The 23,192-nt window shown below is 68.7% G+C and carries 16 protein-coding genes and 1 pseudogene; 11 read left to right on the top strand and 6 right to left on the bottom strand.

What is annotated here, in order from left to right; genetic code table 11:
• Window positions 1–142 precede the first annotated feature (142 nt).
• Window positions 143–1,102, bottom strand: coding sequence for an MBL fold metallo-hydrolase (locus APZ15_RS32315; protein ID WP_027791500.1), 960 nt, complete (start codon window positions 1,100–1,102; stop codon window positions 143–145).
• Window positions 1,103–1,279: 177 nt separating this feature from the next.
• On the opposite strand from APZ15_RS32315, the gene APZ15_RS32320 reads away from it, so the two are divergent.
• On the top strand, window positions 1,280–2,929 hold the full coding sequence (locus APZ15_RS32320) for an IclR family transcriptional regulator (RefSeq protein ID WP_027791499.1): 1,650 nt from the start codon (window positions 1,280–1,282) through the stop codon (window positions 2,927–2,929).
• An 833-nt stretch (window positions 2,930–3,762) separates the two neighbouring features.
• On the opposite strand, the gene APZ15_RS32325 is transcribed toward APZ15_RS32320, so the two are convergent.
• Window positions 3,763–4,245 (bottom strand): Lrp/AsnC family transcriptional regulator, encoded by a 483-nt coding sequence (locus APZ15_RS32325; protein WP_021159229.1) that lies wholly within the window; start codon window positions 4,243–4,245, stop codon window positions 3,763–3,765.
• 284 nt (window positions 4,246–4,529) lie between these two features.
• On the opposite strand from APZ15_RS32325, the gene APZ15_RS32330 reads away from it, so the two are divergent.
• The 4 genes from APZ15_RS32330 (at window position 4,530) to APZ15_RS32345 (ending at window position 9,109) form a co-directional block, all read left to right on the top strand.
• Window positions 4,530–5,174, top strand: a complete 645-nt coding sequence (locus APZ15_RS32330) for a LysE family translocator (protein ID WP_027791498.1) — start codon at window positions 4,530–4,532, stop codon at window positions 5,172–5,174.
• 121 nt (window positions 5,175–5,295) lie between these two features.
• The gene (kch, locus tag APZ15_RS32335; protein WP_027791497.1) at window positions 5,296–6,471 is read left to right on the top strand and encodes a voltage-gated potassium channel protein; all 1,176 of its coding nucleotides are present in this window, start codon (window positions 5,296–5,298) and stop codon (window positions 6,469–6,471) included.
• Window positions 6,472–6,548: 77 nt separating this feature from the next.
• Window positions 6,549–6,980, top strand: coding sequence for a YqaA family protein (locus APZ15_RS32340; protein WP_027791496.1), 432 nt, complete (start codon window positions 6,549–6,551; stop codon window positions 6,978–6,980).
• A gap of 137 nt (window positions 6,981–7,117) precedes the next feature.
• Window positions 7,118–9,109: a methyl-accepting chemotaxis protein gene (locus tag APZ15_RS32345; RefSeq protein WP_027791495.1), complete on the top strand. Its 1,992-nt coding sequence runs from the start codon at window positions 7,118–7,120 to the stop codon at window positions 9,107–9,109.
• A 43-nt stretch (window positions 9,110–9,152) separates the two neighbouring features.
• On the opposite strand, the gene APZ15_RS32350 is transcribed toward APZ15_RS32345, so the two are convergent.
• Complete coding sequence (locus APZ15_RS32350; RefSeq protein ID WP_027791494.1) at window positions 9,153–10,805, bottom strand: acyl-CoA synthetase; 1,653 nt, start codon at window positions 10,803–10,805, stop codon at window positions 9,153–9,155.
• A 168-nt stretch (window positions 10,806–10,973) separates the two neighbouring features.
• Here APZ15_RS32350 and APZ15_RS32355 point away from each other — a divergent pair, with 168 nt between their 5' ends.
• The 6 genes from APZ15_RS32355 to APZ15_RS32380 all read left to right on the top strand — a co-directional run bounded on the left by APZ15_RS32355 (window position 10,974) and on the right by APZ15_RS32380 (window position 20,186).
• On the top strand, window positions 10,974–11,729 hold the full coding sequence (locus APZ15_RS32355; RefSeq protein WP_027791493.1) for a Crp/Fnr family transcriptional regulator: 756 nt from the start codon (window positions 10,974–10,976) through the stop codon (window positions 11,727–11,729).
• A 228-nt stretch (window positions 11,730–11,957) separates the two neighbouring features.
• Entirely contained in the window at window positions 11,958–15,206 is a 3,249-nt protein-coding gene (locus APZ15_RS32360) for an efflux RND transporter permease subunit (RefSeq protein WP_027791492.1), read from the top strand.
• A gap of 46 nt (window positions 15,207–15,252) precedes the next feature.
• Window positions 15,253–16,482 carry an efflux RND transporter periplasmic adaptor subunit gene (locus tag APZ15_RS32365; RefSeq protein WP_027791491.1) on the top strand — a complete coding sequence of 410 codons (1,230 nt, stop codon included), beginning with the start codon at window positions 15,253–15,255 and terminating at the stop codon, window positions 16,480–16,482.
• 5 nt (window positions 16,483–16,487) lie between these two features.
• On the top strand, window positions 16,488–17,999 hold the full coding sequence (locus APZ15_RS32370) for an efflux transporter outer membrane subunit (protein WP_080981945.1): 1,512 nt from the start codon (window positions 16,488–16,490) through the stop codon (window positions 17,997–17,999).
• A gap of 28 nt (window positions 18,000–18,027) precedes the next feature.
• On the top strand, window positions 18,028–18,723 hold the full coding sequence (locus APZ15_RS32375) for a heavy metal response regulator transcription factor (RefSeq protein WP_021159240.1): 696 nt from the start codon (window positions 18,028–18,030) through the stop codon (window positions 18,721–18,723).
• The gene (locus tag APZ15_RS32380; protein ID WP_027791489.1) at window positions 18,720–20,186 is read left to right on the top strand and encodes a heavy metal sensor histidine kinase; all 1,467 of its coding nucleotides are present in this window, start codon (window positions 18,720–18,722) and stop codon (window positions 20,184–20,186) included. The genes APZ15_RS32375 and APZ15_RS32380 overlap by 4 nt, the downstream gene beginning before the upstream one ends.
• Before the next feature lie 73 nt (window positions 20,187–20,259).
• Here APZ15_RS32380 and APZ15_RS32385 read toward each other — a convergent pair whose 3' ends face one another.
• From APZ15_RS32385 to APZ15_RS40210, 3 genes and pseudogenes are all read right to left on the bottom strand, one after another.
• Window positions 20,260–21,300, bottom strand: coding sequence for an AraC-like ligand-binding domain-containing protein (locus tag APZ15_RS32385; protein WP_027791488.1), 1,041 nt, complete (start codon window positions 21,298–21,300; stop codon window positions 20,260–20,262).
• Between the two features lie 144 nt (window positions 21,301–21,444).
• A pseudogene (locus APZ15_RS32390) lies at window positions 21,445–22,970 on the bottom strand (amidase).
• A 55-nt stretch (window positions 22,971–23,025) separates the two neighbouring features.
• A partial coding sequence (locus APZ15_RS40210) for a phenylacetaldoxime dehydratase family protein (protein WP_167562620.1) occupies window positions 23,026–23,192 on the bottom strand: 167 nt, incomplete at its 5' end.

A 23,192-nucleotide genomic window follows, 5' to 3' on the forward strand; every position in this document is an offset into this window, starting at 1 on the left:
CCGTCTCCCAGGGCGTACGTGCGCCCTGCTTTCTAGTGAGCTCGGATCACGGCGGACGGCAAGACGGCGGAATGCCGCGGCCGGTCGCCGCTTCAGAAAAAAGGCGGAGCGTCCTGTCGGACACCCCGCCTGTGCAAGCCGCTCAGTCCTGCAGCGCGGCCCACATTTCCTTGTCGCGCTGCGCGGTCCAGATGCGCGGATGCGTGATGCCGCTCGCTTCGTCGAACGCACGCGACACGTCGAACGGCAGGCAGTGCTCGTAGATGAACACGTGGCCGAACTTCGGGTCCATCGCTTCGCGCGTGAGCGCCATCGACGCCTTCAGGTCGAGCTTCTGCTCGACGGCCTTGCGGCCCTGCGCGAGCAGCGTCGTGACGAAATCCTTCGTGTAGTCGAGGCCGTTGTTCACTTCGGCCGGGTTCAGCAGCGCGGGGCCACGGCCCGGCACCAGCTTCTCGGCGTTCAGCGCGCGCAGCGCCTCGAGCGTGGCCGGCCACTGTTCGAGCTGCGCATCGCCGCAGTAGCACGCGGCGTCGTATTCGACGAGGTCGCCCGAGAACAGCACTTTCTGCGACGGGATCCAGACGATCGTGTCGCCCTTCGTGTGGCCCGAGCCGACGTGCATGATCTTCACCTCGAGCTTGCCGAGGAACAGCGTGATCTCGCGTTCGAACACGAGCGTCGGCCAGGTCAGGCCCGGCACCGTCTCGACACCGGCGAACAGGCGCGGGAAGCGCTCGATCTCCGACTTCATGTCGGCCTCGCCGCGCTCGACGATCATCTCGTACGTGCCGCGGCTCGCGATCACGTGCTGCGCGCCTTCGTCGAAATACGCGGACGCGCCGAGCACGCGCACCGCGTGGTAGTGCGACAGCACGACGTGCTTGATCGGCTTGTCGGTCACGCTGCGGATCTTCGCGATCAGGTCCTGCGCCATCGCGGGCGTCGCGGTCGTGTCGACGATCAGCACGCTGTCGTCGCCGATGATCACGCCCGAGTTCGGATCGCCTTCGGCGGTGTACGCGTACGCGTTCTCGGACAGCTTCGTCCAGGTGACTTTCTTCTCTTCCAGATCGGCTTGGGAGGCGAATGCTTTGGCCATGTTGCGTTCCGTGGCTGCGAGCCATGTGTTGAGGGGAGTGAGCGGATCATCTTCTCGCGCCGAATATTTGTCAATGACAAAGTCGCTTGCTATTGTCTAATACGGGTAAACCTGCGGGCTGGCGCGATAAATGGCGTCGGATACCATGCGGGGTTTCGTCAACGGAAGAATCATCGCGTGCAGAACCACGAAGTCAGCGCAGACGATGCGCCGCCCAAGGCGCAGCGCGGGATCCAGAGTGTCGAGGTCGGCGGCCGGCTGCTCGACGCGCTCGCGCGCCGGCGCAAGCCGCTCGGACTGTCCGAGCTGGCCGCGGCGGCCGACCTGTCGACCGCGCAGGCGCACACCTATCTCGTCAGCCTGACCCGGCTCGCGCTCGTGAAGCGCGACGCGCTCACCGGCAACTACGAGCCGGGCCCGTTGTCGCTGCGGCTCGGGCTGACGTCGATCGAGCGCCAGCCGGCCTATCGCGCGACGCTGCCGCACGCGGCGCGGCTCGCGGAAGCGGTCGGCCTGAGCGTCGCGCTGTCGGTGCCGGGCGCGCTCGGGCCGACGATCGTGCGCATCGAGCACGGCGGTTATCCGCTGCACGTGAACCTGCATGTCGGTTCGGTGATGTCGCTCGACACGACGGCCACCGGCCGCGTGTTCCGCGCGTTCGGCGACCCCGCGCAACTCCGCGCGATGGCCGCCAGCCAGGCCGGCGCGGCCGACACGCTTGCGGGCGGCGAGCAGCCCGTGCCGGACACCGGCGTGCCGCAGGCCGAGCTCGACGCGATCCGCGCACGCGGGATCGAGCGCGGCGTCGACCTGCCGAGCCCCGGCGTCAGCGCGATGTGCGTGCCGGTGTTCGACGCGGCGGGCGCGCTGCAGCTCGCGTTGACGGTGATCGGTTCGACGGGCTCGATCGACGTCGCGTGGGACGGCCCGATCGCGGCGGCACTGCGCGACGCGGCGCGGCAGGCGAGCGCATCGCTCGGCGCGGCGCACGATGCCCCGCCGCCCGCACCCGGCGCAGCCCCGGCCGCTCCGCGCGTGCCGCCCGCGCTGGCCGACGATGCGAAGGCGCAGCGCGGGATCAACGCGCTCGACAGCACCGGCGAGCTGCTGCTCGCGCTGGTGTCGGCGGGCCGCGCGCTGCCGCTGCGCGACCTCGCGGCGGCGGCCGGGATGCCGGCCGCGAAGGCTTTTCCGCATCTCGTCAGCCTGCAGAAGATCGGCCTGCTGAGCCGCGACGACACCGGCTGCTTCGGCGGCGGCCCGCTCGGGCAGGCGCTCGGCCTGATCGCGATGCAGCGCGTGTCGCCGACGCGCGACGCGGAAGCCGAGATCGTCGCGCTGGCCGGCGCGACCGACATGAGCGTGGCGGCCGCGACGCTCGGGCCGCTCGGCCCGACGGTGATCCGCCTCGAGGAATCGGCGCGGCCGCAGCACGTGAGCCTTCAGGTCGGCACCGTGATGTCGCTCGTCAATACGGCGATCGGCCGGATCTTCGCGGCCGGCATGTCCGACGACGTGCTGGCCGACCTGCTCGCCGACGAGCCCGTGCGCCTCGCGGGCCGCATCGCCCCGCCGACCGACGACGCATTCCGGGCGCGGCTCGCGACGATCCGCGCGGACGCGCTCGATTTCGCGTTCGACGCGCCGGTGCCGGGCATCGGGACGGTCGCCGCGCCCGTGTTCGATCACACCGGCAGCATCCGGCTCGTGATCGCGATCATCGGTTCGTCGCGCGGCTTCCCGCGCGGGCCGGACAGCGATCTCGCGCAGGCGTTGCTCGCCGCGACGCGACGGCTGTCGTGGCGGTTCGGATGGATCGGCCCGTAAGCCGACGCCCGCTTCCGCCATCCTCCGCAGCGCCCGAATCCCCTCTCTTGTTCGATGCGAGGCCGTGCCGGCACGGCCTCGTCGCGCCAGCACGGCCGCGCCAAGGCACCCGATATTCATGTTGCGAAGCAGCAACACAAAGTGTCAGTAATTCTCATATAACGAAATCGCATTTCACAAGACGGAGTCGTTTCGTTATGATTAGGGTTATCCCTAACTCGCCACCTATATGGGGCTTCGTCATGCAAACGTCTAATGTCTCCGACCGTTCCACCGAATCCGCTGGCTGGCTCGCACGTGTGGGCGAGCTGATTGCAGAAGCTTGGGCACTCCACCTCGAGACCTGCGAAGTCATCGCTGAAGCACACGCACGCCTGCCGCGCTGAGCGGTACGACCGGCCAACAGCCGGCCGCACGATGCCGTCCTGATCCGCTTGCCCGGATGCGCGCCACAAGGCCGCGGCACCCGGCAACGCCTGGCGCGGCAAACAACGTGGAAACCGGCAAGAGTTGCCCCGGTTGAATGCGCTCCCGGTGTCGGGAGCGTGTCGGGGTCGCTTTGAAGCCGATGCCGGCGGCAATCCGCGTCGACGCGGTATCGAATCGGCTTCGGCGCGGTTCTGTCTGACGGTTGCCCGGGCGGGCAGCCGTTATCCAGCCAGCACGTGGGAAGGCCGGACCATCGCGGACGGAAGATTCATCCGCGTTGCCGGCCGCGGTTCCGAACCGCGCCGCGCGCCCTGTCCTCCGCCCGATCGCCGGCTTTCTCCGCGCATACGCGCAGCCACAAGCGCCGTCGTTTCAACGACGGCCGCATCTCACCCCTGCCTTCCTCACACCTGAATCGACGGCACGTCCTTCATGCAGCGCAGTGCAAACATCGAGCGGCTGTGACGGATGCTCGAAATCTTGTACAGCTTTTCTCGCAGGAAGCGCTCGTAGCCGGCCGTGCCGTCCACCGCGACCTTGATCCAGTAGTCGTACTCGCCCGACACCAGATACGCCTCGAGCACCTCGGGCAGCGCGGCGAGCTCCTCGCCGAAGCGGGCGAGCGCGTCGTCCTCGTGGCGATCGAGCGTGACTTCGAGGATCACGATGTCCGCATAGCCCAGCTTCCGCTGGTTGACGAGCGCGACATAACCGTCGATGTAGCCGTCCACCTCGAGTTGCCGTGTGCGGTTCCAGCACGCGGTGGTCGACATGCCGATCTGTTCGGCCAGTTCGGCGTTCGACAGGCGCGCATTTTTCTGCAGTGCACCCAGGATCTTGCGGTCCTGGCTGTCGAGCGTTTTCGGCGAGCGTTCACGTGTGGCCATGGCAGGAAGAATCTTCTACTGAAAAGCGCGATTCTATCTGAACGACATTCCGGATTTGTGTCGGTTTGTGTGGAAATGCGGAAGCCTTTTAATCCGGCCCCTTGATATATTTTCCCCATGCCTGTTGTCCGGCACGCTCCCCGCGACAACCCCTTCGCAGCGGGACGCACGGCCGCAATCACGAGTTGCGGTGCCGGCCAGCAGGCATGCGATTCCCCGCCGCCCGCGCGCCTATCCGGCCGCGCGGCTTCGGCGCCCGTGTTCCTGTTCCTGCCCTACCCGTCATGTCGTTCAGGCTTTACCTCTCGTTTCTCGCTGCTTCCGCCGTTCTCGTCTACGCTCCCGGCCCCGTCAACCTCCTCACCATGAACCACGCACTGCGCGCCGGCTGGCGCCGCGCGCTGCCGTGCGTCTGGGGCGGCACGCTCGCCGTGCTGCTGCAGCTCGCGCTGACCGCGCTGTGCCTGAATTCGCTCGTGCATCTCGACGAGCGCGCGCTGACCGTGCTGCGCTGGGCCGGCGCAGCCTACCTCGTCTGGCTCGGCTGCAAGCAATGGCTCAGCCGCGCGCCGGCCGGGACGCCCGCTACGGCCGGGGCCGCCGGGGCGGCAACGCCGGAGACCGACTCGCACCGCGCGCTGTTCTGGCGCGGTCTGGCGACCTCGGGGCTGAATCCGAAAACGCTGCTGTTCTTCCCGTCGTTCTTCCCGCAGTTCATCGTCCCGGACGCCGACTGGAGCCTGAACCAGCAGTTCCTGCTGCTCTCGGCGACCTTCGCGGTGCTGTTCGCGGGCGGCGTCGCGTCGATGGCGCTGTTCTCGCACCGGCTGAGCCGCGCGCTGCAGCGGCCCGCGCGGATGCGCGCGATGAACCGCGTCACGGGCGGGCTGCTCGTCGGGATGGGCGCGATCATGGCCGGCTGGAACTGAACGGCCGCCGCTGCGCGCGTCGTCGCCACCGCCGCCGGGCCCCGCGAAAAAGCAGCCGATCGCGGAATGCTTTAGGGTAGCGCCTGGTTCGTTGGACATGCCCGGCCTGCCGGGCGACTGAATGAAGCACGTCACTACCCGCCTGCGGCGCCTGTTCGCGCCGATCGGCCTGCATTGGTATCTCGCCCTTCTCCTCGCGCTCGATGCACTGATGGTGCTGCGCCCGGTCGTCGACAACGCGAAGCTCGGCCGCCACGGTGCGTGGCTTGCCGATGCGCTGAACCTCGTCGACAACGCGGGGCTCGTCGTGCTGCCGCAGGTCGTGATCGCGGCCGGCCTCGCGACCATGGCCATCGGCATCTTGCTGCGTGCGCGCGTCGCGTGGGTGCTGTCGATCCTGCTGCTGGTCGCGGCCGCCGCGCTCAGCGCGCTCGGCGGCTATCCGAGCCACGGCGTGTTCGCCTACACGGCCGTGCTGGCCGTCGCGCTGCTTTATTACTGGCGGCATTTCGACCGCGCGAGCATCGCCGCGAGCAGCCTGTTCGCGTTGCTGAGCATCGTGTCGCTGCTGATCTACGCCACCTTCGGCGTGCTGTATCTCGGCGACGAATTCACGCCGCCCGTCCACGACCTCGCCACCGCCGTCTATTTCTCGATCGTGTCGATGTCGACGGTCGGCTACGGCGACATCGTTCCGCACGCGCCGACCGCGCGCCTGTTCACCGCCTCGGTGATCGTGCTCGGCATCACGGTGTTCGCGACGTCGATCAGCGCCGTCGTCGGCCCCGTGATCGGCGGCAATCTGAAACGGATCGTCAAGGGAGGCATTTCGAACGTGATCCGCAAGCATCATTTCCTGATCGTCGGCGCGACGCCCGTCGCGCATGCGGTACACGACGGGCTGCGCAAGCGCGGCTACGCGGTGACCGTCGTCGTGCCGGCCGGCGTCGAGCACAACTACGCGGCGGCGACCGACCTGATCGTCGGCGACGCGACCGACCATGCGGTGCTCGAAAGCGCCGGCGCGGCGACCGCGCGCGCGGTGCTCGCGCTGCGCTCCGACGACGCCGAGAACGCGTTCATCATCCTCGCGATCCGCGAGATCGCGCCGTCGGTGCGCACGGTCGCGCTCGTGAACCAGCAGCGCAACCTCGAACGGCTGCGCCTGTTGAAGCCCGACATGGTGTTTTCGCCGCAGCAGCTCGCGGGCGAACTGCTCGCGAGCACGCTCAACGACGAACCGGTCGACAAGTCGATGATCTCGCACCTGCTGTTCGGCACGGCCGATGCCGCATGACCTGTCGAGCCCGTGACCGCATGGCCTCGTGACCGCATGACCCGCGGCGGCGGGCATGCGCCCGGTACAATCGCGCGATGTCCGAATTGCTCACTTACGGCGGCCTGTTCGCCGTGTCGATGGTCGCCGCGACCCTGTTCCCGCTCCAGTCCGAAGCCGTGCTCGCCGGCCTGCTGCTTGCCGGGCGCGAACCCGTATGGGCGCTGGTGCTCGTCGCGAGCGTCGGCAACGTCGCCGGCTCCGCGATCAACTGGGCGCTCGGGCGCGGCATCGAGCACTTCCGCGCGCGCCGCTGGTTTCCCGTCAAGCCCGCCGCGCTCGCACGCGCCGAGCGCTGGTATGCGCGCTACGGCCGCTGGTCGCTGCTGCTCAGCTGGGCGCCCGTGATCGGCGATCCGCTGACGATGATCGCCGGCGTGCTGCGCGAGCCGCTGCCGAGCTTTCTCGCGATCGTGACGATCGCGAAGGTCGGCCGTTACCTGGCCGTCGCGTGGCTCGTCACGCACTGACAGCCGCGTTCCCGCCGCACCTGCCGGCGTCGCCATCGACGACGCGCCGCTAAAGAATTCGCCGCTGCTGCCGTATTAAGGTCGATCAGCGGTGACGCGTGCGTTCCGCCCCTCTCCCTCCCCACTCAGGAAGTTTCATGAGATTGACCCAATTGGGCCGGGTGAGCGTCGGCGCGCGTCTTGCCGCGCTGGCGTGCGCGCTCGTCGCCCTGCTGTTTACCGTGTTCGCATGGACGCTCGCCCATTTCGCCGGCCGGCAGCTCGCCGAAGAGGCGCACCTGCGGATCGCCGACAACGAGCAGTCGATCCGCGCGATGGTCGACCTGTTCGACAAGGCGCTGACCGCCGAAGCCGATCGCTCGATGTCGCTGTTCGCGAGCTTCCTGCCGGCCGAGTTCTCGATCGACCCGGCGCGCACCGTCGACATCGGCGGCGTCGCCGCGCCGACGCTCCTCGCGGGCGGCCAGCCGCTCGACCTCGACTATTCGATTCCCGACCAGTTCCTGAAGAAAAGCGGCGCGATCGCGACGATCTTCGCGCGCGACGGCGACGATTTCGTGCGCATCACGACATCGCTGAAGAAGCAGGACGGCGCGCGTGCCGTCGGCACGAAGCTCGACCGTGCGGGCCCCGCGTACGCCCCGCTCGTCGCCGGACGCGTGTACACGGGCCTCGCGAAGCTGTTCGGGCGGCCGTACGTCACGCAATACAAGCCGGTGACCGATGCGACCGGCCGCGTGATCGGCGCGCTGTTCGTCGGCCTGGACATCGGCGCCGAGCTCAAGCTCGTCGAGGACGGCATCCGCTCGCTGAAGATCGGCAGCAACGGCTACTACTTCGTGCTCGACGCATCGCAGGGCCCGTCGCGCGGCACCTTCGTCGTGCATCCCGATGCGGCCGGCGCGCCTGCCGACGACACGCGCGCGCCGTACGCGCAGATGCTCGCGGCCGGCGCGGGACAGCTCGCATACACGTCGACCGACCCGGCCGCGCACGACAGCGGGCCCACCGCGAAATTCGTGTCGTTCACGACGATTCCGCAGTGGCAATGGCTCGTCGGCGGCATCGCGCTCGACGACGAACTGCTCGCCGGCATGCGCGCCACCCGCAACCGCTTCCTGATGATCGGCGCGTTGCTCGTCGCGGCGTTCGCGACGCTGTTCGTCATCGTGGTCCGCCGTGTCGTGAGCCGGCCGCTCGATGCGGCGGCACGCGCCTCCGAGCGTTATGCGGCGGGCGATCTCAGCGTGCGCATCCGCGACGACGCAGCCATGCGCGGCCACGCGGGCCACGCCGGCAACGACGAGATCGGCCGGCTCGTGCAGGCCGTCGACGGGATCGGCGACGGCCTCGCCCGGATCGTCGAGCAGGTGCGCAACAGCTCGGCCGACATCGCGCGCGGCACCGTCGACATCGCGGCCGGCAGCGGCGACATGGCCGCGCGGATCGCGACGCAGGCGAGCAGCGTCGAACAGACAGCCGCCAGCATGGAGCAGATCACCGCCGCCGTGCAGCAGAGCGCCGAGCACGCGGCGCAGGCCAACGCGCTGGTCGCCCACGCGTCGGCCGCCGCGACGAACGGCGACGCCGCGGTGCAGCGCGTGGTCGCGACGATGGACGACATCGGCCGCGCAACACGCCGGATCGCCGAGATCACGGGCACGATCGAGGGCATCGCGTTCCAGACCAACATCCTGGCGCTGAACGCGGCCGTCGAGGCCGCGCGCGCGGGCGAACACGGCAAGGGCTTCGCGGTGGTCGCGGCCGAGGTGCGCACGCTCGCGCAGCGCAGCGCGGCTGCCGTGAAGGAGATCGACGCGCTGAGCGCCGAATCGTCGACGACCGTCGAACAGGGTTACCGGATCGCGGACGCCGCGCGCGGCACGATGCGTGACATCGTTGCGCGCGTCGACCAGGTCAGCACGCTGATCGGCGAGATCAGCGCCGCGTCGCGCGAACAATCGACCGGCATCGAACAGGTGAACCTGGCCGTCACGCAGATCGGCGACGCGACGCAGCGGAATGCCTCGCTGATCTCGGACGCCGAACGCGCGGCCGTCGCGCTGCGCGATCAGGCCGCGCAGCTGGCGGACGCGGTCAGCGTGTTCCGCCTCGAGCGGGACGCGTGACCGGAGCGGACGACGGACGATCGGCCAGGGCCGGGCGGCTCGCCTACTTCTTGTCGCCCGCCAGGTCGATCGCCTTGTCCGAGCCGACCGCGTTGCGCAGCTGGAATTTCTGGATCTTGCCGGTCGACGTCTTCGGCAGCTCGCCGAAGCGCACGACCTTCGGCACCTTGAAGCCCGCGAGCAACTGCCGGCAATGCGCGACGATCTCCGCTTCGGTCGCGCTCGCGCCTTCGCGCAGCTCGACGAACGCGCACGGCACCTCGCCCCATTTCGGGTCGGGCATCGCGACGACGGCGGCGACTGCCACGGCCGGATGCCGGTACAGCGCATCCTCGACCTCGATGCTCGAGATGTTCTCGCCGCCCGAGATGATGATGTCCTTCTTGCGATCCTTGATCCGGATATAGCCGTCCGGCGTCAGCACCGCGAGATCGCCGGTATGGAACCAGCCGCCGTGGAACGCGTCGTCGGTCGCCTTCGGGTTCTTCAGGTAGCCCTTCATGCAGATGTTGCCGCGGAACATGATCTCGCCGAGCGTCTCGCCGTCGGCCGGCACCGGCGCCATCGTGTCGGGATCGAGCACCGTCGCGCCCGCTTCCAGGTGGTAGCGCACGCCCTGGCGCGCATTGAGCCGCGCACGCTCCTCATCCGGAAGTTCCTCCCAATGCGCCTGCTTCGCGCACACGGTCGCCGGGCCGTAGACCTCGGTCAGCCCGTACACGTGCAGCAGGTCGAAGCCGATCTCCTTCATCTTCGCGATCACGGCCGGCGCGGGCGCCGCGCCCGCCACCATCGCGTGCACCGTGTGGTCGATGCCGGCGCGGAATTCGGCCGGCGCGTTCGCGATCGCGCTCTGCACGATCGGCGCGCCGCAGTAGTGCGTGATGCGTTCGCGGCGAATCAGGTCGAACACCGTCTTCGCGTCGAACTTGCGCAGGCAGACGTTCACGCCCGCGCGTGCCGCGACGGCCCACGGGAAGCACCAGCCGTTGCAGTGGAACATCGGCAGCGTCCACAGGTAGACGGCATGCTTCGGCATGTCCCATTCGAGGATGTTGCTGATCGCCGCGAGATACGCGCCGCGATGGTGGTAGACGACGCCCTTCGGATCGCCGGTCGTGCCGGACGTGTAGTTCAGCGCGATCGCATCCCATTCGTCGGCGGGCGGAGTCCACGCGTAGTCGGCGTCGCCGCTTGCCACGAGCGCCTCGTAGTCGGTCGCGCCCGCGAAGCGTGCAGGGTCCGCCGGCATCGCATCGGCCACGCTGACGATCTTCAGGCCCGGCACTTCGAGCGCCGCGCGATGCGCGAATTCCGCATATTCGGTGTCGACGATCAGCACCTTCGCCTCGCCATGGCGCAGCATGAACAGCACCGACGACACGTCGAGCCGCGTGTTGATCGTGTTCAGCACGGCGCCGGCCATCGGCACGCCGAAGTGCGCCTCGACCATCGCCGGGATGTTCGGCAGCATCGCCGCGACCGTGTCGCCGCGGCCGACGCCGAGCCGCGCGAGCGCGCTCGCCAGCTGCTTCGCGCGCGAGTAGGTCTCGCCCCAGGTGCGCCGCACGTCGCCGTGCACGATCGCGAGGCGCTCGCCGTAGACTTCGGCCGTCCTGACCAGGAAGTCGATCGGGGTGAGCGGCACGTAATTGGCGTCGCGGCGGCCGAGTCCGGCCTCGAACATCTGCGTCATGATCCTGTCTCCCGTGTTCTGTCGACCGGGGCGCTTCCACCCCGGATCGTTTTGATGTGGTTCAATTGCCGACAGCCTAACGGGCGCTATTGTGAGCCGTCTGTCATCGAAACGACAGAGTGCCTTTCCCGCGCTGCGCGTTATCCCTATCCTCGCAAACCCGCACCCATGCACGACCCTCTCGCCGCCCCGCCCGACGCGCCCGCCCACCCGGCCGACGCCCTTTCCGCACCGGGCCCGCTGCCGGCGCTGTCCACGCTGTTCGGCCAGTGCGCGTGGTTCCGCACGCTCGCGCCCGAACACCAGGCGCTCGTGCTCGCGCAATCGCGCGTCGAGCAGTGCGAGGCCGGCGACGTGATCGCCCATCGGCTCGCGCCGTCCGAATACTGGATCGGCGTGCACCGCGGGCTGCTGAAGCTCGCGATCTTCAATGCGTCCGGGCGCGGCTGCACGTTCTCCGGCGTGCCGTCGGGCGGCTGGTTCGGCGAAGGCAGCGTGATCAAGCGCGAGCTGCGCAAGTACGAGGTCGTCGCGATCCAGCGCTCGACCGTGCTGTTCGTGCCGGTCGACACGTTCCACGCACTGCTCGACACGAGCCTGCCGTTCACGCGCTTCGTGATTCATCAGTTGAACAACCGGATGGGCGAATTCATCGCGTCGATCCAGAACAGCCGGCTGCTGGACGTCGACGCACGCGTCGCGCAGTCGCTCGCGCAACTGTTCAATCCCGACCTGTACCCGGACACCGGCCCGTCGCTGTCGATCTCGCAGGAGGAACTGGGGATGCTCGTCGGCGTGTCGCGGCAGCGGATCAACCAGGCGCTGCAGCAGCTCGAGAAACTCGGCGTGCTGCGGCTCGCGTACAACCAGATCGAGGTCGTCGATCTGGGGGCGCTCGCGCGTGTCGGGATGGAGCAGATCTGAGCACGGGCCCATGAGCGGAACCGCCGCAGGCGCAGCCGGCCCGCCCGGTATCGCGACCGTTTTGTGGCCGGCGCGCCCCGCGGCGTTTCCTCTGCCGAATCGGCGCCGGGCCGCCCCGCCGCAACCTGACAATTCCGCCAGTTTCGCGACAGTAACCCGTTCCACGCCGACGCCTATCATGCGGGTTCCCTTCACCGACGCCTGATCACCGCCTGTCCCGCTGCCTCCATGTGGATCGTCAATCTTGCGCTCAGGCGCCCCTACACGTTCATCGTCATGGCCATCATGATCGTGCTGGCCACCCCGCTGGCGCTGATGCGCACGCCGGTCGACGTGCTGCCCGCGATCAACATCCCCGTGATCAGCGTCATCTGGAATTACAGCGGCTTCTCCGCGACGGAGATGACGAACCGCATCACGTCCGTGCATGAACGGATCCTGACGACGACCGTCAACAACATCCAGCACGTCGAATCGACGTCGCTGCCCGGCATCGCGGTCGTGAAGGTGTTCCTGCAGCCGGGCGCGAACGTGCAGACGGCGATCGCGCAGACGGTCTCGTCCGCGCAGGCGATCGTGCGGCAGATGCCGCAGGGCGCGACGCCGCCGCTCGTGATCACCTATTCGGCCTCGAGCATCCCGGTGATCCAGCTCGGGCTGTCGAGCAAGACGCTCAGCGAACAGTCGCTCGCCGACATCGCGCTCAACTTCCTGCGCCCGCAGCTGATCACGGTGCCGGGCGTGCAGATCCCGTTCCCGTACGGCGGCCGCACGCGCGTGGTCGCGATCGACCTCGATCCGCAGGCGCTGCTCGCGAAGGGGCTCACGCCCGCCGACATCGTCAACGCGGTCAACGCGCAGAACCTCGTGCTGCCGACCGGCACCGCGAAGATGGGCCAGACCGAATACCGGATCGACACCAACGCGTCGGCCGATACGGTCGCCGACATCAACAACCTGCCGGTCCAGACCGTCAACGGCGCGACGACCTATCTGCGCGAGGTCGCATCGGTACGCGACGGCTTCGCGCCGCAGACCAACGTCGTGCGCCAGAACGGCCAGCGCGGCGTGCTCATCTCGATCCTGAAAAGCGGCGACGCGTCGACGCTCAAGGTCGTGTCGGACCTGAAGGCGCTGCTGCCGAAGGTGATCCCGACACTACCCGAAGGGCTCACGATCACGCCGCTGTTCGACCAGTCGGTGTTCGTCGACGCGGCCGTCCAGGGCGTGATCCACGAAGCGCTGATCGCCGCCGTGCTGACCGCGATGATGATCCTGCTGTTCCTCGGCAACTGGCGCAGCACGCTGATCATTGCGATCTCGATTCCGCTGTCGATCTTCACGTCGCTGATCGCGCTGTCCGCGCTCGGCGAGACCATCAACATCATGACGCTCGGCGGGCTCGCGCTCGCGGTCGGGATCCTGGTCGACGATGCGACGGTGACGATCGAGAACATCGAGCGGCACCTGCATCTCGGCACGCGCCGGGCCGCCCCAAGCGTGCCGAGCGCCCCCCTCGGGGGGCAGCGACCGGAGGGAGCGTGGGGGTCGTCGTTCAGTACGAACCTGCATGACGCGATCCTCGAAGGCGCCGGCGAGATCGCGGTGCCCGCGTTCGTGTCGACGCTGTGCATCTGCATCGTGTTCGTGCCGATGTTCTTCCTCACGGGCGTCGCGCGTTTCCTGTTCGTGCCGCTCGCGGAAGCCGTCGTGTTCGCGATGCTCGCGTCGTACGTGCTGTCGCGCACGCTGGTGCCGACGCTCGCGATGCTGCTGTTCCGCCCGCAGCAGGCGAGCGCCGGCCCGGATCGTTCGACGTCGCGCTTCGCACGCATCCATCACGCGTTCAACGAAGCGTTCGAGCGGCTGCGCGCGTGGTACATCGTGCTGCTCAGCATCCTGCTGGTGCGCCGCCGCTTCTACGCGACGTGCTTCCTCGGCTTCTGCGTGCTGTCGACCGGCCTCGTATTCGTGCTCGGCCGCGACTTCTTCCCGAACGCCGATTCGGGCAACATCCGCCTGCACATGCGCGCGCCGACCGGCTACCGGATCGAGGAAACCGCGCGCCTCGCCGACCAGGTCGAGCGCGTGATCCGCGCAACCGTGCCGCCCGACGAGCTCGGCGCGATCGTCGACAACCTCGGCCTGCCGGTGAGCGGCATCAACCTGTCGTACAGCAACGCCGGCACGATCGGCACGCTCGACGGCGAGCTGCTGATCGCGCTGAAGCCCGGCCACCGCGCGACCCAGCACTACGTGCAGGCACTGCGCACGGTGCTGCCCGAGCGCTTCCCGGGCGTCGAGTTCTTCTTCCAGCCGTCGGACATCATCACGCAGATCCTCAACTTCGGCCAACCGGCCGCGATCGACCTGCAGGTGCTCGGCAACGATCTCGCGAGTAACATGACTATCGCGAGCAGCCTGATGAAAAAGTTCAGGCAAATCCCCGGCGCCGTCGACGTGCACGTGCTGCAACGCAACGACGAGCCGACCCTGCTGGCCGACATGGACCGTACGCGCATGCAGCAGCTCAATCTCTCCGCGCAGAACGTCGCGCAGAACATGCTGATCTCCCTGTCCGGCAGCTCGCAGACGACGCCGTCGTTCTGGATCAACCCGCGCACCGGCGTCCAGTACCCGCTGCAGATCCAGACCCCGCAATACAGCATCTCGTCGGTCGACGACCTGCTCGGCACGCCGATTTCGGCGAGCGGCCGCACGGGCATGCCGCTGCAACTGCTCGGCAACCTCGTGCAGGTGCGCAGCACCGCGAACCCGGCCGTGATCACGCACTACAACATCCGCCCGGCGATCGACGTGTACGTGAGCGTCGAGGGCCGCGACCTCGGCGCGGTCGCGGGCGAGATCGACCGCATCGTGTCGGACGCGCGCGCGACGCTGCCGCGCGGCACCGAGCTGACGATGCGCGGCCAGATCGAGACGATGCGCACGTCGTACCTCGGCCTCGGCGCGGGCGTCGCGATGGCGATCGTGCTCGTCTACCTGCTGATCGTCGTCAATTTCCAGTCGTGGCTCGACCCGCTGATCATCATCAGCGCGATGCCGGCCGCGCTCGCCGGCATCGTGTGGATGCTGTTCATCACCGGCACGCACCTGAGCGTGCCCGCGCTGACGGGCGCGATCATGACGGTGGGCGTCGCGACCGCGAACAGCATCCTGGTCGTGTCGTTCGCGCGCCAGCGTCTCGAAGCCGGCGCGCCGCCGCTCACGGCCGCGCTGGAGGCCGGCGCGACACGGATCCGGCCGGTGCTGATGACGGCGCTCGCGATGATCATCGGGATGGTGCCGATGGCGCTCGGTCTCGGCGAAGGCGCCGAGCAGAACGCGCCGCTGGGCCGCGCGGTGATCGGCGGGCTGCTGTTCGCGACCGTTTCGACGCTGCTGTTCGTGCCGCTCGTGTTCGGCGGCGTGCATGCGCGGCTGGCCCGCCGGCGCGCGCGCCAGGCCGGACACTGACTTTCGTCCCCTTTCGTCCCACTACCCGGTTGAATTGGTTGAATTCATGGAAGAGAAACATCACAGCGCCGTCGGCATCCAGGTGGACGAACACGGCATGCACCTGCCGACACGCACGTCGGTGTCGCGACGCGGACGCATCGTCCTGATCGTGATCGGCGTGCTGCTGGCCGCCGGCGCCGCGCGCACGATCGTCGTCAACGTGCTGAACCGCAACCGGCTCGACACGGTCGCCGAGCAGAACACGCGCCAGTACGTGACCATCGCGCATCCGGTCGATGCGGCCACCGGCGGCAAGCTGTCGCTGCCCGGCACGCTGCGCGGCTTCGTCGAGGCGCCGATCTATGCACGCGCGAGCGGCTACGTGCTGCGCTGGCAGGCCGACATCGGCGCGCACGTGAAGCAGGGCCAGGTGCTCGCCGAACTCGACACGCCCGAGCTGAACCAGGAACTCGCGCAGGCCACCGCGCAGCGCCAGCAGGCGCAAGCCGCACTCGCGCTCGCGAAGACGTCGTTCGACCGCGCGCAGCAGTTGCGCCAGCGCGATGCCGTCTCGCAGCAGGAACTCGACGACCGGCAAGGCGCGTTCAACCAGGGCACCGCGAACCTCGCCGCGGCCGACGCGAACATGCGCCGCCTCACCGAGCTGAAAGGCTTCCAGCGGATCGTCGCGCCGATCGACGGGATCGTCACGCAGCGCAACGTCGACGTCGGCGATCTCGTCAGCTCCGGCAACGCGGGGCGTTCGCTGTTCACGGTCGTGCAGGCCGACCGGCTGCGCCTCTACGTGCAGGTGCCGCAGGCGTACGCGCAGCAGGTGAAGGTCGGCCAGCACGTGAGCGTCGCGCAGGCCGAGCTGCCGGGCCGGACGTTCGACGGGACGATCACGCGCACGTCCGAGGCGATCGACGTCGCGACGCGCTCGCTGCAGATCGAGATCACGCTGCCGAACCCGGACGGGCGGCTGCTGCCCGGCGCCTACGTGCAGGCCACGTTGCCGATGACGCCGGTCGGCCGCCTGCAGGTGCCGGCCAATACGTTGCTGTTCCGCGCCGAAGGCCCGACGGTCGCGACGGTCGATGCGAACGGCCAGGTGCGCCTGAAACAGGTGACGGTCGTACGCACGATCGGGCAGACGCTCGAAGTCGACGGCCCGCTCACGCCGAACGACCGTCTCGTCACGAACCCGAGCGACGCCCTCGCCAACGGCGATCAGGTGATCGTCTCGGTGCCGGCCGCGAAGCCGGCATCGAGCGCCGCGGAGGCGAAGTCGTGATCGCGATGCGCATCCGCCGGCGGCCCGCCGCCGTCTCCGCCACCGCCGTTGCGCTCGCCGCCGCCCTCGCCGGCTGCACGGTCGGCCCCGACTACCGGCGGCCCGACGTCGCCACGCCGGCCGCGTGGCGGCTCGATCCGGCCGATGGGTACTGGCACCCGGCCGCGCCGGCCCGCGCGCCGCTCGACCCGGCATGGTGGACCGCGTTCGGCGATCCGCAGCTCGACGCGCTGGAAGCCGAAGCGCTGCGCAACAACCAGAACCTGAAGGCCGTCGCCGCGCGCTACGACCAGGCGAAGGCGACGCTCGCGTCGGTCGCCTCGGCGCAGTATCCGGCCGTCGGCCTGAACGCGAGCGGCCAGCGCTTCAAGATCTCGGCCGACCGGCCGCAGACCAACTACGCGACGCAGAGCGCGTCGACCGTGCAGAACGACGTCCAGGTCGGCGCGAGCGTCAGCTACGAGCTCGACCTGTTCGGCCGCGTGCGGCGCAGCGTCGAATCGGCGCAGGCCACCACCGAACAGGCGCGCGACGATTTCGCGAACGCGCGCCTGGTGCTGACCGCCGATCTCGCGTCGAGCTATTTCGCGCTGCGCGAATTCGACACCGAGATCGACGTCGTCAAGCGCTCGATCGACCTGCAGCAGAAGGCGCTCGACTACGTGAGCGCGCGGCACGACCTCGGCGCGGTGTCGGGCCTCGACCTGCTGCAGCAGCGCGCGCAGCTCGACGCGACGCGCACCCAGGCGCAGCTGCTGCTCCAGCAGCGCGTGCAGGTCGAAACCGCGATCGCGACACTGGTCGGCACGCCGGCCCCCACCTTCTCGATCGCGCCGCGCGTCGTGCCGATCAATGCGCCCGCGCTGCCGACCGGCCTGCCGAGCGACGTGCTGCAGCGGCGCCCCGACGTCGCGTCGGCCGAGCGCGCGATGGCCGCCGCGAATGCGCAGATCGGCGTCGCGCGCGCCGCGTATTTCCCGCGCATCACGCTGTCGCCCGACATCGGCTGGGACGCGACGCGCTTCGCCGGCCTGTTCACCGTCCCGGCGTTGCTGTGGTCGGTCGGCGGGTCGCTCAGCCAGCCGCTGTTCGAAGGCGGCAAGCTGAAGGCCGGCGTCGATTTCGCGCAGGCCGGCTATGTCGCCGCGCAGGCCAATTACCGGCAGACCGTGCTCACCGCGTTCCAGGAGGTGCAGAATGCGGTCACCGGGTTGTCGGTGCTCGCGGAGGCCGCGCAGCAGGCCTCCGCGGCCGTCGACGACGCGCGCAAGCTCGTGTCGCTCGCGCAGGATCGCTACGCGGGCGGCCTGACGCCGTTCATCGACGTGCTGACAGCCGAGCAGCAGTTGCTGACGAGCGAACGGCAGGCCGTGCAGATCCAGGGCCAGCGCGCGGCGCTCGTCGTGTTTCTCGCGAAGGCGCTCGGCGGCGGCTGGGACGGCCAGGCGGCAAGCGGCCCGGCGCCGGCCGAGGTCGCCGCAGCCCCGGCACCGGCGCCAGCGCCCCCGGGCCCTTAACCGGATTACGCGGACAACGGATTCGAACATGAAAGTCCTGATCGTCGAAGACGAACCGAAAGTCGTCGAGTACCTGAAGAGCGGCCTGACCGAGGAAGGCTGGGTCGTCGATACCGCGCTCGACGGCGAGGACGGCGCGTGGAAAGCCGTCGAATTCGACTACGACGTGGTCGTGCTCGACGTGATGCTGCCGAAGCTCGACGGCTTCGGCGTGCTGCGTGCGTTGCGCGCGCAGAAGCAGACGCCCGTCATCATGCTGACCGCGCGCGACCGCGTCGACGACCGCGTGCGGGGCTTGCGCGGCGGTGCCGACGACTACCTGACCAAGCCGTTCTCGTTCCTCGAGCTGATCGAACGGCTGCGCGCGCTGACGCGCCGCGCGCGCGTGCAGGAATCGACGCTGATCTCGATCGGCGACCTGCGGGTCGACCTGATCGGCCGCCGCGCGACCCGCGACGGCACGCGGCTCGACCTGACCGCACAGGAATTCCAGCTGCTCGGCGTGCTCGCGCGGCGCAGCGGCGAGGTGCTGTCGAAGACGACCATCGCCGAACTCGTGTGGGACGTGAACTTCGACAGCAACGCGAACGTCGTCGAAACGGCGATCAAGCGGTTGCGCGCGAAACTCGACGGCCCGTTCGCGGACAAGCTGCTGCATACGATCCGCGGCATGGGCTACGTGCTCGAGGCGCGCGAGGACGGCGATACCGAGAGGCCGGCATGAAACGCTCGATCGTCCTGCGGCTGTCGGCGATGTTCGGCATCGTGTCGCTGCTCGTGTTCACGCTGGTGGGCTGCGGGCTGTTCGTGATGATGGAGCGCCAGCTGTTCGCCGAGCTGCGCGCGACGCTCGATACGCGCACCAAGGTCGCCGAGATGATCGTGTCGCACGCGCTCACGTCCGAACGCGGGCGCCTCATGCAGGAAAAGCTCGCCGATCTCGAACCGCCCGACGGCTCGACGCGCTACCAGGTCGACAGCACGAATCCGGATTTCCGGTTCGGCAAGCCCGTCGACGGCGTGCCCGTCGGCGCGCCGTTCGGCGCATTCCAGCGCTACGCGCTGAACGACAGCAGCTACGACGTGATGACCAAGACCGTCACGGTGGCCGGCAACGGCGAGCGGCCGACACTGAGGCTGATCGTCGCCAGCTCGTGCGAGCGCACGCAGCGGATGCTGCGCCGCTTCGGCTGGACGCTCGCCGGGCTGATCGCGATCGCGACGATCATCACGCTGCTGCTGAGCCGCGCGGTAGCCCGCTTCGGGCTCGCGCCGCTCGACCGGCTGTCGCAGGATGCATCGGCCATCAGCCTCGCGAACCGCCGCCAGCGGCTGCACACCGACGCACTGCCGGCCGAGCTGCGCGACCTCGCCACGTCGTTCAACGGCGCGCTCGATCGCATCCAGCAGACCTACGCGCGGCTCGAGGCGTTCAACGCGGACGTCGCGCACGAACTGCGCACGCCGATCAGCATCCTGATCGGCCAGACCCAGGTCGCGCTGACCAGCCGCGACCGCACCGTCGAGCGGATGCGGCAGACGCTGCAGTCGAACCTCGAGGAATTCGAGCGGCTGCGCGTGATCATCAACGACATGCTGTTCCTGTCGCGCAGCGACCGCGGCGAACGGGCAACCGACCTGAAGGACGTGTCGCTCGCCGACGAGGTGCGGCGCATGCTCGATTTCCTCGAGATCCCGCTCGACGAGGCGCAATTGCACGCCGAACTGCACGGCGACGCGCGCGCGGCCGTCGATCCGTCGCTGTTCCGTCGTGCGATGACGAACCTGCTGATCAATGCGATCCAGCATTCCGCGCCCGGCGCGACGTTGCACGTGACGATCACGCGCCGCGACACGCTCGTCGAGATGGCCGTGTCGAACCCCGGCGAGCCGATCGATCCGGTGCAGCGCTCGCACGTGTTCGAACGCTTCTACCGGCTCGAGGAAGCCCGCGCGAACAGCAAGGAGAACCACGGGCTCGGGCTGTCGATCGTCAAGGCCGTCGCCGAGATGCACGGCGGCAGCGTATTCGTCGCGTGTTCGGGCGGCGTCAACACGTTCGGCTTCTCGGTGTCGACGGAACCCTGCGCGGGCGGACCGCTGCGCGCGGGAGACGCAACCGATGCAACCGGCGTGGTCGACTCCACCGATTCGCGGCCGGCGCACGCGCCGCGGGCGCTGCACTGACGGCGGCTGCGCCTGTCGACGTCCGGCCGCCTCCGATCGGCGCTTGCCGGCCACGAACGCGGCGCGGGACGCATTACGCGCGCGGCTTGCCGCCCTGCTCGCGCCACGCCCGCGGCGACATCGCAAACCGCTCGCGAAACACACGACTGAAATGCGACATGTCGTTGAATCCCCAGCGCAATGCGACGTCCGATACGCGCAGCGACGCGCATTGCGGATTCGCGAGATCCTGCGCGCACCGTTCGAGCCGCAGGTTCCACACGTGACGCATCAGCGACGTCTCCTCGGCCTCGAAGAGCTTGTTGATGTACCGCGACGAAATCCCGATCGAGCGCTCGATCATCATCGGGTTCAGCTCCGGATCGTGCAGGTGCTCGAGCACATGCCGTTTCACACGCGTCAGTGTCAACGCCTTCATCCTCGATTGCGCGAGGTCGTTGCGTTGCATGCCCCCGAGCGTCATCGCGATCAGCGTGATCGCGGTATCCGACAACTGCCGCATCTCGTCCTCGGTCACACTGCGGATCTGCGACGACATCTGCTCGAGAAACGCACGCATGACGCTGCCGACGCCGTCCCCGGTTTGCGTCGGGCACGCCGTGCGGTGCTCCATCCCGACGACGAGCTGGTTCAGCGTCGCACGGGGAATGCTGACGACGATCTCGCGCCACGACTGGCCGAACTGCAGGTGGTGAGGCCGTGTCGCATCGTAGATCGCGAAATCCCCGGGATGCAGCGTGACGATCTTGCCGTCCTGTTCGACCGACTGGCTGCCCTCGAGCATCAAGACCCCGAAATACTTGTCCTCGTACTCGCTGCGCGCCTGGCGATAACGCCGTATCACGGCCTGCTCGCTCGCGTGGATTTCCGAGATTCGCATCTTTTCGCACTTGCGCTGCCGCACCCGGCCGAAGAAATCGGCTTTCTGCACGGCCGCGATCTGCACGTCCGCGAACAGGCGCAGAATCGTCTCGCGCCAGAATTCGATACGCTGGCTGACCGAGCCGTCGATCGGCACCTCGATGGCCGCGTTCGTCCGTTCGTCCAGCGGGCTGCCGGACGCCGGAACGGGCGCGTCGCCGCGTGCGGCGCGCGGGAAAGGACGCATCGTCATGGTCGTGCCCCACATGGGTTAGCAAACACGCAGCCGACAGCGTGCCCGTTCAAAAGCGCATTGTCCAATCGATGACCGCGTACACCGCGTGGCCGGTCGAACCGGCACGCGGCGCGGCGGCGGCATGCTACCGCTCCGGGCATGTCATGCGCACGTCGTCCGACGCCAGTCGGACGACTGTTCATACGCATACGCAACGCGGTAGAGCGTCGCCTCGTCGAAACGGGCGCCCGACCAGTTGCAGCCCGATCGGCAGATCGTCGGCTACCCCGCACGGCAGCGACATTGCCGGATGCCCGGACACGTCGAACGGCGCGGTATTCGCGAGCATCTCGAACGCCCGCGTCAGCGACTCGGACATCGCGCAACCGGGCTCCGGCAGCTTCGACGCGCGCATCGGTACGGTCGGCATCAGCAATACGTCATACGACTGCAGCGCCGCGTCGTAAGCCGATCGCAAGCGTCGCGCGAGGTTCTGGCACTTCGCGTAGTAACGCCCGCGATACCGGCTCGTGAAGTATTCGCCCAGCAGCATCGTCACCTTCACGGTATCCGGCAACTCGTCGGCGCGCTCGCGCCAGCCCGCGTGATGATCGATCATGCCGGTCACATACAGGCCGCCCCAGTTGAACCCGTGGCTGTTGCCCTTCATCATCTGCTGCGTCGCGCCCTCGGCCGCAATCGGCAGCCAGATCGCGGTGCCGGCCGCATGCAGCGGCACCGACACTTCTTCGACGCGCGCGCCCAGCTTGCGCAACCGCTGCGTGGCGGCCCGCACGGCCTCGTCGACCACTTTCTCCGAATTGGCAAGCCCGAACGCCTCGCGCAGGATGCCGATCCGCAATCCCGCGATGCCGTCGCGGATCGCGCCGAGATAGTCGGCGCGCGGCGGCAACGTCCGTTGGCGCGGATCGAGCCCGTCGTCGCCCGCGATCACGTCGAGCAGCAGCGCGTTGTCGAGCACGTTGCCCGTCATCGGCCCCAGATGATCGACGGTTGCCTCGATCGGCATCGCGCCGGTGTACGGCACGAGCCCGTGCGTCGGCTTCATCCCGTAGATGCCGCAATAGGCGGACGGGATCCGCACCGAGCCGCCCTGGTCGCCGCCGAGCGCCATGTCGACCTCGCCGCTCGCAACCAGCGCGCCGCTGCCCGACGACGAGCCGCCGGACGAGTGCCCTGCCTTGCGCGGATTGTGCACCGGCCCCGACGCGCTCGTGTGCGAGCCGCCGGAAAAGCAGTAGTACTCGCAGGTCGACTTGCCGGCGATCGTGCCGCCGGCGTCGAGCACCCGCGTGACGACGGTCGCATCGACATCGGGCACGTAGCCCTCGAACGTGGTCGAGCCATTGCGCATCGGCACGCCGGCGACGCAGATGTTGTCTTTCACGACCACCGTCCTGCCGCGCAGCTTGCCGTCGGCGGCGCCGTGGATCGTGCTCTTGCGCGCCCACGCGCCGTAACGGTTCTCGTCGCCTTCCGGGCGGTAGCGGGCGTGCGCGGATACGCGACGACGGGCAGATAGTCGGGCAGCGCGTCGATCGCATCGTAGGCGTCGAAGTTCGCCTGCAAGGCATCGTCGTATTCGGCGAGTTGCCGGGAATCGAGATGAAGCCGAAGCCGGCTGCCATATCGGACAGTTGTTCGCGGGTCGGGCGTTTGATGGCCATCGACGTTCTCCAGTTCGGTAAGCGGCACCGCCGGCCCCGGCGGTGCCGGCGGGATTCAGCGGGCGATGGCGACGGCGTCGCGCATCATCCCGGTGCGCGGATGGCAGTTCACGTATTCGTAGACCTGATGCTTCGCGTCGAAGACGGAAACCTCGTGATACAGCCGCAGTTTCGACAGCCCGGTGACGACGCGGAAGAACGTGACGAAGATCCGCAGGTGCG

It is taken from the genome of Burkholderia cepacia ATCC 25416 (assembly GCF_001411495.1).
Taxonomy (GTDB): domain Bacteria; phylum Pseudomonadota; class Gammaproteobacteria; order Burkholderiales; family Burkholderiaceae; genus Burkholderia; species Burkholderia cepacia.

Excerpts from the sequence above, each read along its gene's own strand:
- APZ15_RS32315 (WP_027791500.1), bottom strand. The coding sequence starts at position 1,102 with ATGGCCAAAGCATTCGCCTCCCAAGCCGATCTGGAAGAGAAGAAAGTC.
- APZ15_RS32325 (WP_021159229.1), bottom strand. The coding sequence starts at position 4,245 with ATGGCCACACGTGAACGCTCGCCGAAAACGCTCGACAGCCAGGACCGC.
- APZ15_RS32330 (WP_027791498.1), top strand. The coding sequence starts at position 4,530 with ATGTCGTTCAGGCTTTACCTCTCGTTTCTCGCTGCTTCCGCCGTTCTC.
- kch (WP_027791497.1), top strand. The coding sequence starts at position 5,296 with ATGAAGCACGTCACTACCCGCCTGCGGCGCCTGTTCGCGCCGATCGGC.
- APZ15_RS32340 (WP_027791496.1), top strand. The coding sequence starts at position 6,549 with ATGTCCGAATTGCTCACTTACGGCGGCCTGTTCGCCGTGTCGATGGTC.
- APZ15_RS32345 (WP_027791495.1), top strand. The coding sequence starts at position 7,118 with ATGAGATTGACCCAATTGGGCCGGGTGAGCGTCGGCGCGCGTCTTGCC.
- APZ15_RS32350 (WP_027791494.1), bottom strand. The coding sequence starts at position 10,805 with ATGACGCAGATGTTCGAGGCCGGACTCGGCCGCCGCGACGCCAATTAC.
- APZ15_RS32355 (WP_027791493.1), top strand. The coding sequence starts at position 10,974 with ATGCACGACCCTCTCGCCGCCCCGCCCGACGCGCCCGCCCACCCGGCC.
- APZ15_RS32360 (WP_027791492.1), top strand. The coding sequence starts at position 11,958 with ATGTGGATCGTCAATCTTGCGCTCAGGCGCCCCTACACGTTCATCGTC.
- APZ15_RS32365 (WP_027791491.1), top strand. The coding sequence starts at position 15,253 with ATGGAAGAGAAACATCACAGCGCCGTCGGCATCCAGGTGGACGAACAC.
- APZ15_RS32370 (WP_080981945.1), top strand. The coding sequence starts at position 16,488 with ATGCGCATCCGCCGGCGGCCCGCCGCCGTCTCCGCCACCGCCGTTGCG.
- APZ15_RS32375 (WP_021159240.1), top strand. The coding sequence starts at position 18,028 with ATGAAAGTCCTGATCGTCGAAGACGAACCGAAAGTCGTCGAGTACCTG.
- APZ15_RS32380 (WP_027791489.1), top strand. The coding sequence starts at position 18,720 with ATGAAACGCTCGATCGTCCTGCGGCTGTCGGCGATGTTCGGCATCGTG.
- APZ15_RS32385 (WP_027791488.1), bottom strand. The coding sequence starts at position 21,300 with ATGACGATGCGTCCTTTCCCGCGCGCCGCACGCGGCGACGCGCCCGTT.